At 52.1% G+C, this 12,588-nt stretch carries 14 protein-coding genes; 8 read left to right on the top strand and 6 right to left on the bottom strand.

Features of this window, described 5'->3' with window-relative positions; all coding sequences use genetic code 11:
- Positions 1–7 precede the first annotated feature (7 nt).
- The 4 genes from IQ268_RS01365 to IQ268_RS01380 form a co-directional block, all read right to left on the bottom strand.
- The gene (locus IQ268_RS01365; RefSeq protein WP_193874735.1) at positions 8–403 is read right to left on the bottom strand and encodes an urease subunit beta; all 396 of its coding nucleotides are present in this window, start codon (positions 401–403) and stop codon (positions 8–10) included.
- Between the two features lie 9 nt (positions 404–412).
- The gene (ureA, locus tag IQ268_RS01370) at positions 413–715 is read right to left on the bottom strand and encodes an urease subunit gamma (protein ID WP_193874737.1); all 303 of its coding nucleotides are present in this window, start codon (positions 713–715) and stop codon (positions 413–415) included.
- Positions 706–2,037, bottom strand: a complete 1,332-nt coding sequence (locus IQ268_RS01375) for a Na+/H+ antiporter NhaC family protein (RefSeq protein ID WP_193874739.1) — start codon at positions 2,035–2,037, stop codon at positions 706–708. Before IQ268_RS01375 ends, ureA begins: the two co-directional genes overlap by 10 nt.
- 75 nt (positions 2,038–2,112) lie before the next feature.
- On the bottom strand, positions 2,113–2,607 hold the full coding sequence (locus IQ268_RS01380; protein ID WP_193874741.1) for a GNAT family N-acetyltransferase: 495 nt from the start codon (positions 2,605–2,607) through the stop codon (positions 2,113–2,115).
- Positions 2,608–2,767: 160 nt separating this feature from the next.
- Between IQ268_RS01380 and IQ268_RS01385 the strand changes: the two genes are divergently transcribed.
- Entirely contained in the window at positions 2,768–3,673 is a 906-nt protein-coding gene (locus IQ268_RS01385) for a LysR family transcriptional regulator (protein ID WP_193874743.1), read from the top strand.
- 6 nt (positions 3,674–3,679) lie between these two features.
- On the opposite strand, the gene IQ268_RS01390 is transcribed toward IQ268_RS01385, so the two are convergent.
- Positions 3,680–4,540, bottom strand: coding sequence for an urease accessory protein UreD (locus tag IQ268_RS01390; protein ID WP_228034976.1), 861 nt, complete (start codon positions 4,538–4,540; stop codon positions 3,680–3,682).
- 153 nt (positions 4,541–4,693) lie between these two features.
- Here IQ268_RS01390 and IQ268_RS01395 point away from each other — a divergent pair, with 153 nt between their 5' ends.
- The 3 genes from IQ268_RS01395 (at position 4,694) to uvrC (ending at position 7,913) form a co-directional block, all read left to right on the top strand.
- The gene (locus tag IQ268_RS01395) at positions 4,694–4,912 is read left to right on the top strand and encodes a hypothetical protein (protein ID WP_193874745.1); all 219 of its coding nucleotides are present in this window, start codon (positions 4,694–4,696) and stop codon (positions 4,910–4,912) included.
- Between the two features lie 396 nt (positions 4,913–5,308).
- On the top strand, positions 5,309–5,899 hold the full coding sequence (locus IQ268_RS01400; RefSeq protein WP_193874747.1) for a sigma-70 family RNA polymerase sigma factor: 591 nt from the start codon (positions 5,309–5,311) through the stop codon (positions 5,897–5,899).
- Positions 5,900–6,008: 109 nt separating this feature from the next.
- Entirely contained in the window at positions 6,009–7,913 is a 1,905-nt protein-coding gene (gene uvrC / locus IQ268_RS01405; protein WP_193874749.1) for an excinuclease ABC subunit UvrC, read from the top strand.
- A gap of 252 nt (positions 7,914–8,165) precedes the next feature.
- On the opposite strand, the gene IQ268_RS01410 is transcribed toward uvrC, so the two are convergent.
- Positions 8,166–9,050 carry a M48 family metalloprotease gene (locus tag IQ268_RS01410; RefSeq protein WP_193874751.1) on the bottom strand — a complete coding sequence of 295 codons (885 nt, stop codon included), beginning with the start codon at positions 9,048–9,050 and terminating at the stop codon, positions 8,166–8,168.
- 643 nt (positions 9,051–9,693) lie between these two features.
- On the opposite strand from IQ268_RS01410, the gene IQ268_RS01415 reads away from it, so the two are divergent.
- The 4 genes from IQ268_RS01415 (at position 9,694) to IQ268_RS01430 (ending at position 12,497) form a co-directional block, all read left to right on the top strand.
- Complete coding sequence (locus IQ268_RS01415) at positions 9,694–9,993, top strand: hypothetical protein (RefSeq protein ID WP_193874753.1); 300 nt, start codon at positions 9,694–9,696, stop codon at positions 9,991–9,993.
- A 24-nt stretch (positions 9,994–10,017) separates the two neighbouring features.
- On the top strand, positions 10,018–10,383 hold the full coding sequence (locus IQ268_RS01420) for a hypothetical protein (protein ID WP_193874755.1): 366 nt from the start codon (positions 10,018–10,020) through the stop codon (positions 10,381–10,383).
- Positions 10,384–10,605: 222 nt separating this feature from the next.
- Positions 10,606–11,631: a permease gene (locus IQ268_RS01425; protein WP_193874758.1), complete on the top strand. Its 1,026-nt coding sequence runs from the start codon at positions 10,606–10,608 to the stop codon at positions 11,629–11,631.
- A 71-nt stretch (positions 11,632–11,702) separates the two neighbouring features.
- Positions 11,703–12,497: a TIGR03943 family protein gene (locus IQ268_RS01430; protein WP_228034977.1), complete on the top strand. Its 795-nt coding sequence runs from the start codon at positions 11,703–11,705 to the stop codon at positions 12,495–12,497.
- The last annotated feature ends 91 nt before the right edge of the window (positions 12,498–12,588 follow it).

Raw genomic sequence — 12,588 nt, forward strand, 5'->3', positions numbered from 1 at the left:
CGATCGCTCACTTTTTCTTTTTCTTGCCGCCTTTCTTTTTACCATCTTCCTTAGGCTTACTCTCGGATGATGGGTCTTGCTTGGCTGTATCGGCTGCATCTAATGAGCCATTGATTAAACCGTTCAGCCCATACACTTCACGGCTGCCCACCAGCGCTACCAGCGTTACCTCTTTTTCGTCCCCCGGTTCAAACCGAACCGCTGTTCCTGCGGGAATGTTGAGCCGCATTCCTCGCGCCTGCTCTCGCTCAAAGGAGAGGGCTTTGTTCACTTCAAAAAAGTGAAAGTGGGAGCCAACCTGAATGGGGCGATCGCCCGTATTGGCGACCGTTAGCGTTACCGTTGGGCGACCCACGTTCAGTTCAATCTCGCCCGGTTCAATCAGCAGTTCACCTGGAATCATGATTCACCTCTAGCGAATAGGATCGTGAACGGTCACCAGTTTGGTTCCATCGGGAAACGTCGCTTCCACCTGGACCTCATGCAGCATTTCGGAGATGCCGTCCATCACGTCATCTTTTGCTAACAATGTGGTGCCGTAGCTCATCAGTTCAGCCACGGTGCGACCCTCTCTGGCTCCTTCTAAAATGGCCGCAGAAATGTAGGCCACCGATTCGGGATAGTTGAGCTTTAACCCTTTATCTTTGCGGCGTTCTGCCAACAGAGCAGCAGTGAAGATCAGCAGCTTGTCTTTTTCCTGGGGCGTTAGTTGCATAGTCTCAGCTTGGGCGGCGTACTTAGTCTAATCTGAATTAGGTTTATTAAAGGAATAAGATACAGGTAAAAGGCATAGGGAATAAAGCCCGGATCGGTCATCAGAATAGTAGCGGGCACTAACCCGGCAATATTCCAGGGAATTAGCGGCGCAATCACCACTACTGTATTCTCCAGGTCAAGCGCCAGTTTGTAGTGGCCCTGTTCGTTTTCTTTATACTTGTTTTCGACGAGCTGTTGGGTCAGTAAGATGGCGATCGTTTGGGTACAGCCAAAGGCAGCAGAACCGATGCCAATTAGACAGGTGCTAAGAAAGCGATCGCGTCGAGATTTGACATTTACCAAAAACAATTCGATACGCTGCAAGGCTTGCGTTCCAGCAAAGATGCCGACAAAAGCCGTAGAAATAATCACCACAATGGAGACCTTCACCATTGAAAGGACTCCCCCTCCCAGCAGAATTGATTGCAGCGGTGTCTCTTCTGCAATGCCAAAGCCGAGCAGCATAAATTGGCAGAGTTCAATGACCGAGTAATGCTGATAAAACAGGGCGATCGCAATCGCAACCACAATACTAATCACCATTGATAGTTTCACTTCAACCCGCAGCACCGACAGCAGCAGAATTGCGATCGCAGGTAATAAATCAATGACATTAATGTTAAACAGTCTGGCAATTTCAGCCGAAAAATGATCATTGGCAATCTGTACCGGGTTGAGTAACGACAGTATCCAGTACAGAAAGGTCGTTAGCAGCAATGGTACGATCGCCGTTAGCCACATGTTTTGAATATTGGTATAGAGCTTGGTTTTGGTGACGCTGGCAATTAAGTTGGCACTGGATGACATGGGAGAACAGCGATCGCCAAAATAGGCTCCGGCAATGATTGCTCCGGCAATGATGTGAGGATTTACAGTGCTGCTACTCGCCATAATCATCAGAGCAATGCCAATGGTGCTAACCGTACCAAAGGAGGTGCCAATGAGTAGCGACACAAAGCTGCTTAACAGAAACGTCGCCAGCACAAAGTATTGTGGATCAATGAACTGAATCCCGTAGTAGACGATCGCCGGAACCGTACCCGCCGCCATCCAGATGGCCGTTACTGCACCAATTAGCAGCAGAACGCTGAGAACTGAAAAGGATTTTTTACTGCCTACAACCGCCATTTTGAGCAAGCTTTTCAATGAAAATCCCTGGCGACATAACACCATCATGATCAGGATCATTGAAATGAACAGCGGATAAGCAATGAAATAGCCCTTAAAAGCGCTGAACAACAGAAGCAAGAACGAAATGAATAACGCGATCAACAGGTTCATATTCACTCATTCACCCAACATCAAATCCGCTTGGCCTACCGTCGAACCGTTTCATGTGGCCTCTCAGGGAATGGCTCAAACGGGATGACCACTTAACACGGCAGCTTGGGCGATCGCCTCTCCATCCAAACGGCACAGCCGCACAGACTCCTGAATCGACGCGCCCAGGCGTTGATAGAACCGAATACCGCCTGCATTGCCTGTAGCCACCGTCCAATCAATTCTGCCGCATCCAGTGGCGATCGCAATTTCAGACAAACGAGCAATCAGCGCCTGCCCAATGCCGTGATTGCGATAATTGGGTTTGAGATAGAGATCGTCCAGCCAGATACCCGGTTTTGCCAGAAAGGTGGAATAGATGGAATGATAGGTGGCAAAACCAGCCAGTTCACCGTCTACGTCAGCCAGCAATACGGATGCCAGAGGGTTCTCACCAAAGAGATCGGTTTCTAACGCCTCAGCCGTTGCCAACACTGAATTTGGGCAACCATCAAATTCTGCTTTTAAATGAAGTAATTCCAGAATGTGAGGGAGATCGCTTAAAGCCGCATCTCGAATGATAACTCTCATACGTAATCGTGCGATCGAGCCGACACCGAAGTAATGTCTTCACCCTAGTAGAGCGAGAGTGGGAAATCAAAGCAGGGGCTAGATGGTGTCCTATCGATAAAATCGATAGATATTCCGTCAGTAATTCTGTATTGGTGTAGGTAACACAAGGGTTGCCTCCATGAATGACATCAGCGGCTATAAGTTAAAAGTCTCGCAGCTTCAGGCATTTGTCACCGTGGTTGACTTTGGCAACTTCAGCCTGGCGGCGCTTCATCTGGGGTTATCGCAATCTACCGTGAGCCATGCGATCGCCACCCTGGAAGACGAGCTTGGCGTGGTGCTATTAGCCAGGGGGCGGCACGGTGCCGTGCTGACCTCCGAAGGGGAAGAAATCATTGAAGACGCGCGGCGAGTGTTGCAGTTGTTGGACTCGATTCAGCACAAAGCCAATTTAGCCAAAGGGCTGCAAGGGGGGCAGGTGCGGGTGGCCTCGGTTCGCAGTATAGCCACCCACCTGTTGCCAGAGGTGATTTCTCAGTTTCGCGCTAAGTTTCCGATGATTAGCGTTGCCCTTTCAGAGTTCGATCGCTACGTGGAAGTGGAACAAGCCCTGCGCGAGGGACAGGCCGAAGTGGGCTTTACCTCGCTGCCCACCACGGCTGATTTTCAAACCTGGGAGTTAATTCGCGACGATTTTGTGGTTCTGCTACCGCCCGACGCTCATCACACGGCTCCTCCCTTAACCTGGGAGCAACTAGCCACCTATCCCATGATTGTGAACCGCCGCACCTCCCAACATAACAAAGCCGTTCGTGACCACTGTTTGCAGTTTGGCTGCACGCTCAAGGTCGATTATGAAGTGCGAGAAGACTCTACCATTATCAGCATGGTGAAACAGGGATTAGGAGCCACCGTCATGGCGCGACTGGCCGCCAAGCCGATTCCACCCGAAGTGCAAATTAGACCGTTACCCGTACCGCTGGAGCGAGTGATTGGCGTTGCCATCCTGGCCGAGGCGCTCTTGCCCCGCTCTGTTTTTGCGTTTCTGGATGTCCTCAAAACGGTGGGACAGCCTTCTACCTAACAAGATTCATCGCTGCCAAACCCTGGGAGAACAGGCCGGACGCTGCAAGAGGTCTAGCCGCGCTAAATTCCATACCTGGGTAAACCAACGACGCACTTCTGCCGTTGAACTGCCGCGATAACGGCACAGCAGCCCTGCCATCAACCGAGTCACGCCCGCTTCCCCGTGATAGTTGCCGTCTGTCCAGAGCTGTCTGGCTTTTTCGACCATGTCTTGAGAGGGCGATCGCCCCACAATGGCAAAACTGCCAATCACCGGATATCCTGCTAACCCGTGTGGACTCGTTAACATCTCGCTGCCTCCTTGCAACCACTGGGCATCAATCCACAACGGAGCGTTGTGCTGCCACACTTCGATGCGCGATCGCCACTCCCCGGTTAAAAACTGTTCGCCTCTGGCACTTCGCCCCAACCGAGCCACATCCCACCCCAGCCACAGCGCATCCGCTGCTAAATCGACCCGCAGCTCTTGCCGATAGCGTGCCCCATCAAACACGATCGCCTCTTGCGGCAACCATTCCAAACAGGCACCTGAAGCGACGTGAATCGCTGTGGATTGGGTGGCTTCTGCACCATTACTGCGGTAGACCTTGGCGGCAGCAGCCGTTGTGATCAGGGCTTGAGCCTGGGGATGAAGCTGAATATCAACAGAGAGGCGATCGCCGCCCACAATTCCGCCCGCCGTGTGCAGCATAACGGTATGACAAACGCCTTCACCTTCCGGATAAAAGGGACGCTGCACTTTCAAAGGGGCTTGGGCATAGCTGCGGCTGAGCTGCGTCTTGTCCTGCGAGTGGGCAAATTCCAGTTGTAAGGTGCCATGCCAGCGGCTGGTGGCGATGTTGCTGATGTCAGGAGAAAGGGTCAATGGCTTCGACTTGAGGGTTGATTAGGTTAAAGGTTGATTAGGTTAAACGTATCATTCCTGTGAGCCGGAGGCGCGATCGGGGCGCAGACTGCGGCAACGCTGGCACCGTTGCTTTATTCAACAAAAGAGAAGTTGGTACGCTGCCACCCTGTCATGTTGCAGCAGACATCACCTCTAAACGTACTGTATAGGGCGATCGCTGCTCTCGATCTAACGTATCTATCCCGACAATTCTTGCAGTCGTTGCGGAATACGAGCAATCGAGTTGAATTAGGAATAGAGGCTCGAAGAGTGAGGCTTTCGGTGGTGCAGGCAAATGCAGGTGGTTCATACCGTAAATCAGCCGTAGACAAAGTAGCCAAAACAGTATGACCCGATGCCACAGCCATCAAAATTGGGGTGCCAAAGCCAGGGTGTGTTTGGCTAGAGACCTTGTCTGAACAGTTGCCCTCTTTTCTACTGGGTTAACTGACCTGCTCAGAGGTGCAGCGTGTTTTGGCAGCAGCAGGCTCGTTCCTGTGGCTCTGGACTTCAGTCTGTGGGTTATATTTGCTGGGATGCTTCTGCAAAACTGGCGAATTCCAAGTTCAGACGTTTGTTGACCGTTCTACAGGGTCTACCGTGTTGGTCGTAGCATCCTCTTCTCAGTAACCGGAAATTAACCTGGCAGTGTTCAGTGCCGAGAAGCGATCGAAATGGGTTTAAGGGTTCAATCGGGGAATGCCAGCTCAAGATTGCCGGGTTAACAACACCTATTCTTCAGAACACATGCATTCTGATTCACCTGGTAACCAACCGCGATCGTTACTGCAACAAACCGATGCAGAACTATTCGTATCCCTCAAAGCTGGGCGGACTGGTGCGCTTGGTATTCTGTACGATCGCCATTCTGCATTGGTTTACGGATTAGCGCTGAAAACATTGGGCAACCCGCAAGAAGCAGAAGATTTGACCCAGGATATTTTTGTAACGCTGTGGCGCAGCAGTTCCTATGATCCGAGCCGTGGTTCGTTGCGAACCTTTTTGGCGATCATGACGCGATCGCGAGCCATCGACCGGGTGCGATCGCGGACAGCAGCTCAACATCGGTTGGAACAATGGCACCCCCGCCGCTCAGAAGATGTTACAGCCAATCTTCCATTTGAGCAGGTCGCGCAGGGCGAACGCTCTCAGGAGGTGCAAGCGGCGCTGGCGCAGTTGTCAAACAGCCAGCAACAGATTCTGAAAATGGCGTATTACGAGGGTCTCAGCCAGTCGGAAATTGCCAAGCAGTTAGCCATTCCGCTGGGCACAGTCAAAGCCAGAGCAAGGCGAGGTTTGTTGAAGCTACGCCAAACGCTGGCCGATGTTTTGAGTTAGCTAGTACCCCACCCCCAACGTTCGGGAATTGTTAAAGGTCAGATGTACTGATGTGGCAGTATCCTGAAAAGGTGGACTGTATGACCTCGTACATCATTCGCGATCGCCCGTGACAACGTCTCCTCAATCCATTTCTCTGGTGAAAGACCCCGATCGTCTGGAGGCTCGGCTCAAGGAAATTCCGCTGGAGCCTGGGGTTTATTTCATGCGCGATGCTGCCGACAACATTCTTTACATCGGCAAGTCGAAGCGGCTACGGGCGCGGGTTCGCTCCTATTTTCGAGACAATCACGACCACAACCCGCGCATTGCCCTGATGGTGATGCAAATTGCCGAGATTGAATTCATCGTTACGGATTCCGAAGCAGAAGCGCTGGCGCTGGAAGATAACCTGATCAAGCAGCACCAGCCTCATTTCAACGTGCTGCTGAAGGACGACAAAAAGTATCCGTATCTCTGCATCACCTGGAGCGACGACTATCCCCGCATCTTTATTACTCGCAAGCGCAAGTTAGGCAAAACAAAGGATCGCTATTACGGCCCCTACGTGGATGTGGGCGCGTTGCGGCGCACGCTACACATGGTGAAGCGGATCTTTCCACTGCGGCAGCGCCCTCAGCCGTTGTTTAAAGATCGCACCTGTTTAAACTACGACATTGGGCGGTGCGTTGGGGTGTGCCAGGGATTAGTAACCGTAGAGGACTATCGCAAGATCATGCAAAAAGTAGCGATGATCTTTCAGGGGCGAACCCAGGAACTGGAGGACGTTCTGGCGGCTCAAATGGAAAAAGCGGCTGAAGAACTGAACTTTGAGTATGCGGCTCGGCTGCGCGATCAAATTCGCGGTTTGCAATCGCTTCATTCGCAACAAAAGGTGTCTTTGCCCGATGATACGGTGTCGCGAGATGCGATCGCCCTGATGGCAGACGATCAGCACGCCTGTATTCAACTGTTCCAAATTCGAGCGGGTCGCCTGGTGGGGCGCTTTGGTTTTGTGGCCGATGCTCAATCCGGCTCACCGGGAGCCATTTTGCAGCGGGTGTTGGAAGAACATTATCAAACGGTTGAAGATGTGGAGATTCCAGCCGAAATCTTGGTGCAGCACGACCTGCCCGAAGCCGAGATGCTGGCAGAATTTTTGTCAAAGCGCAAGAGCCGTAAAGTCACTATCTTGTTGCCGCAACGGCAGAGCAAAGCCGATTTAATTGAGATGGTAGAGCGGAATGCAGGGTACGAACTGGCACGCACCCAGCGGTTTGCCGATCGCAACCACCAGGCCATGCTCAACCTGGCAGAACTGCTCGATCTACCCGACTTGCCCCACCGAATTGAGGGATACGATATTTCTCACATTCAAGGCTCGGATGCTGTGGCCTCTCAGGTGGTGTTTGTGGACGGCATTCCCGCAAAGCAGCATTATCGCCATTACAAAATTAAAAATCCAACGGTGCGATCGGGTCATTCCGACGACTTTGCCAGCATGGCCGAGGTGATTGGCCGTCGTTTCCGTCGCTATGCTCAAGATCCGGAAATGCAGCGGGCAGGCAATCCAGACTTTCCCGATTTGGTGATGATTGACGGTGGTAAAGGGCAGCTCTCAGCGGTGGTTGAAGTGCTGCGCCAGATGAATTTAATGGAAGATGTACGTGTGGTGAGTCTGGCAAAGCAACGGGAAGAGATTTTTCTACCAGGAGAATCGCTGCCCTTAGACACCGAAGCGGAGCAGCCGGGAGTGCAGCTCTTGCGACGGTTACGGGATGAAGCCCACCGCTTTGCCGTTAGCTTTCACCGACAGCAACGGAGCGATCGCATGCGCCGTTCCCGGTTGGAGGAAATTCCCGGTTTAGGACAGCATCGTCAAAAACTGCTGCTAGGTCATTTCCGCTCGATCGATTACCTGCGAGAAGCCAGCCCCAAGCAAATTGCTGAGGTTCCTGGAATTGGGCCGAAGATGGCACAGCAAATTTACAACTACTTCCATCCCCAAGCGACGGAAGAGCCATCCGTCTCTTAGAGGACGTTCAACAGTCTAATTTATAGCCCACCCCCCGTAGGGGCGTAGCATTCGGGCAATACGTCTGGGTCTATTTCAAAGCTGTTTGCCGAATGCTACGCCCTTACACAGTTGATAGATTCCAAGCAACCTCCAAACGGAATTTGGCGTTTTTGATTCAAATGAGCTGCGATCGCAACAACACCCCGTACTGATGCGATGAATGGCATCGTTACAGGGTGTCGAAGGGTGGCTTGCCGTAGCCGATTAGAACTAAGCCGTAGCGGGCTGAGGCTGTTGTTTCTGTTGTGCCATTTCTAACAACCGCCGAATCCGATCCTCAGTGGGTGGGTGAGTGCGGAACAGCGACTGCAACCCTTCCCCAGACAACGGATTAACAATTAGCAATGGTGAAAAGGCAGGATTGCCGTTCATGGGCAGCTGTCGTCCCATTTCTTCCAGCTTCGTGAGCGCACTGGCCAATGCGCCCGGATTTCCGGTGATTTCTGCCGAACCCGCGTCTGCGGCATACTCGCGAGTGCGCGAGATCGCCATCTGGATCAGAGCGGCTGACAGGGGAGCCAACACAATCAGAAACAGCACGCCTAAAGGATTTCCGCCCTGCCGATTGTTACGGGTAACTGGCCCATACAATGCGCCAAAGGTTAGAATGCGCCCGACAAACGTAATCGCGCCACCCAGCGTTCCGGCGACGGCTTGAGTTAGAGTGTCCCGATTTTTGACGTGGGTTAGCTCATGCGCCAAAACCCCTTCCAGTTCTTCCTGGGACAGCAGTTCAAGAATGCCTTCTGTCACCGCAACGGCAGCATGTTGGGGGTCGCGTCCGGTGGCAAATGCGTTTGGCGTTTCGGTCGGAACTAGGAAAACCGTTGGCATGGGAATACCAGCGCGATCGCTCAACCTGGCGATCGTGTCATACAGGTCTGGTGCTTGTTCGCGGGCGAGGGGTTGCGCTTGATACGCCGCTAACGCCGCTTTATCGGAATAAAACCAAGACCCTAGCGTGGTGAATGCTGCAAACAGCAGCCCCAAATAAAGTCCTTGCTCATTACCCGCCAGATAATAGCTCACCAATACAATCAAGCCGCTTAAAAGCCCCAAAAGGGCGGCTGTTTTAACCTGGTTTATACCCAACATATGCTTATACCCAATGCAGTTTTAGTAGCAAATCAAATTATAGGTTGATCTTAAAATCTCAGATTTTGTTAACGTCTTGTCTCTATCTAAACGTTGAACATTGGTCTTTCGACTGGTATAGATTCCCCTGTCCTGTTGAACGGTTTCTGAGAGGCTGTCTTACAGCAGTTCTCAATCGAGTCAGCCACAGTCTCGCCAGGATAGGTGTGAGGTGTAGGGTTTGGGGTGTGGTGAATGCAAATGGCTGTAAAAGCATCAACGGTCTCTTCCACGGGCGCAGCATTCGGTACGATCATGCTTCAAACGCCCTGCTGGCTTGCTGCAAGGTACGCCACGTCCCTACCAGTGTTAAGGTGGAAGATTAAACTATCGGTTAATTTGTTAGAGGTTGTTTGAACAGGAGCAACTGTGCTGCGGGTGCCCCTTAAACAAATTCCCCAGCGGGGGCTTCCGGCCAGTTCGATGATCACCATTCGGCTAAACGCTGGCGCTGAAGCCCGAAGTTGGAGGATTTTAGGGCAATCTAAGGAATACTCAGCACCTTTGAAGCATCCTCTAGCAGGATCATGATGTACTATTCGGTTGCTGATGTCATTCAGCACTGATTCAGAACAGGATGAGTGGAACCTCAGGCTGTAAAACGATGTCAAGTCAATCAGATAACCAGTCGGATCACGTTCATTACGAGGTTGCACAACCTCTTGTGAGTCGCAGCGAACGATGTGACAGGCATGATGCGATTCAACAGTTAGAGGATTACCTGGAAAACGACATTAAACCTGCCGTTCATTCGCTGGTAACGTCCTCTAAACCTCTTTGCTGGAACGATGACCTGGCAGATTGGCTCGATCGCCAACGGTTAGAGCTGCATCGGTCTGCGGTTCAGGCTGGGCAAGCAGCGAGAAAGACGAGAGCGGTATTGCTTAGGAAGCAGCCGCATTAAAGCGGCAGTTTGAACAATAGTTCTATGGGTGATTTGTCGAGCGGTGGGCCAGATCTCGATGATTTGAAAAGCTGCCTTTCAGACTTGGAGGACGTTGTCACTACTTTTTCAGAATTGATCGACGAAATGGAAGCGGTCGATCGCGCCTCTCAAGCATCACGGGTTTCGCAAAAATTTCATCAACTCGTTACCGATCTGCGGCAAAATTGCGATCGCTTCCGCAGAGATGTTGCCGATTATCGCACTATTTTAATGGCGGAAGAGACGCTCTGGTCTGCGTCCGAGTTAGAGGAAGCGTATAGTAATCTCACCGATCAAATCCTCAAAATTAGGCAGTACGTGATGCTGTCAGAAAAAGTGTTTTTGCGCTTCTTGAGAGAAGAGATTTGAAATTGTATCGACTTGTATCGACTCCAGTGGAAGCCGAGTCAGAGCCGGGTTATGCCAAACTCCTACGAACGGGTTTGGTACCCCTGAGAACGTGATTCAAAATGCTGGAGTGATTCAGTTAGAATAGCTTGGCAGACATTGGGCCGGTTAGTTTCACGCACTCAGGTTAGGCTGAGCAGCTTGCGTGAGGCGATCGCCCCATCGACCGAGGAGTGAGCGGACATGACGCAATTGAATAACGCCCTGACCCTCTTTTTTAGCCTGCTGGTTGAGGCGGTGCCATTTTTGCTCATTGGGGTCGTGTTTTCCAGCCTGCTGCTGCTGTTTGTTGACGAACGCAAGCTCGTAGCTGCCGTTCCTCGACATCCGCTGCTCGGCGCGCTGGCAGGGAGCCTGATTGGTTTTTTGTTTCCAGTGTGCGAATGCGGCAACGTGCCGGTGGCAAGGCGGTTGTTGGTGCAGGGTGCCCCGGCATCAATGGCGATCGGCTTCTTGCTAGCGGCTCCTACCGTCAATCCGATTGTCCTGTGGGCAACCTGGACTGCCTTTCGAGATCAGCCCGAAATTGTGTTTATGCGGCTTGGCTTTTCGCTGCTGATTGCCGCCACGATTGGTTGGGTTTTTAGTGCACAGGCCGATTTGCGTCCACTCTTGCAACCCAGTGTGGCGCGATCGATGCTACCCCCCCAGGCAGCGGCACGTTCTAAACCCCATGCTTCAGAATCGACGCTGCTTCAATCTGGGACATTTATGCTGGGTCAACCCGGCAACCCGGTGCGTCTCGATGCCAGCGGAATGCAGGCGGCGGCGGTTGCCAATCCGGCGTTGACTCAGCCGTGGTCGTACCGGATTCAGCTTGTGCTGGATAACATTGTGCAGGAGTTGCGGGAGTTGGGTGGCGTGCTGGTAATTGGTAGCGCGATCGCGGCTATTGTACAAATTGCTGTTCCACGCGACATTATTTTGGGACTGGGGCAAGGGCCAATCTCGTCGATTGTGGCGATGATGATTTTGGGCTGCGTGGTTTCGATCTGCTCGACCGTTGACTCGTTTTTTGCGCTGTCGTTTGCTTCAACTTTTACCAGCGGTTCGCTGCTGGCGTTTCTGGTGTTTGGGCCAATGATTGACCTCAAAAATATTGGTCTGTTGCTCTCGATTTTTCAAGGTAGAGCCGTTGTTTACCTGTTTGCGTTGGCTGCCCAAATGACCTTTTTATTCACGTTGCTGGTGAATTTGTACATGAACTGAGGCACACTCACAACCAACCAGCGGTTTAATGACTTCCCCCTCTCCCTGTTCTTCTATTCGGCTGAACCAATATGACCGTAAAATCCAAACCCCTTGATTCTTCTCGCCCTCGGCGCACCAGAATGGCCTGGTCACGATGGCTAGACATAATGGCGATCGGTGCCTGGGGTACTTTGCTGCTGAAATATTGGTTCACTGGCAAAATGAACGTTTTGCTGCATCCCGACTATATGTGGCTGGCCAATTCTGCTGGCGTTTGTTTAATCGCCCTCAGCGGGTTCAAAGCGTTGCAGCTACTTGTTCCCCGTTGCAGCAAAGGGGTGCGGTTGCCGTCTATGCAGCACTTCTCGGTCTTTCCACCCGGATTAGGCAGCGCCATCTTGCTCACCGTCGCGATTGTGGGTCTACAATTCACACCCCGTCCGTTTTCGAGCCAGGTTGCGGTCAACCGGGGCGTGACCGAGACCCTGTCGATGACGCGATCGCAACCGCAAGCCTTTCGTGCCTCAACCCGCCCGGAAGACAAATCTGTAATCGATTGGGTGCGAACGCTCAACGTCTATCCTGAACCCGATGCCTACACTGGGCAACCTGCGAGGGTTGAGGGCTTTGTTATCCAGTCGCCAGAGCTACCCGACGGCTATTTTATGATTTCTCGATTTATTATTACGTGTTGTGCCGCAGATGCTTATCCCGCTGGCTTACCCGTCAAGCTAGCCGAGGAACAACCGTTGCCCAATTCTGATACCTGGCTGCGGGTTGAAGGCTCGATGACTACCGAGAGCTACAACGACAGCCGCCATTTAGTGATCCAGGCTAGCTCGTTGACCACTATCCCCGAACCCAAAAATCCATACGATTACTAATTTTTGAGGCGTTTCTGGAGCGTCTCTGGAGACGGAGACAATGGAGCCATGCCTGAAACCTCTCTCCCTATTCTGGCATCAGCGTCATTGT

The sequence above is a fragment of the Oculatella sp. LEGE 06141 genome (assembly GCF_015207605.1).
In the GTDB taxonomy this organism is placed as follows: domain Bacteria; phylum Cyanobacteriota; class Cyanobacteriia; order Elainellales; family Elainellaceae; genus Oculatella.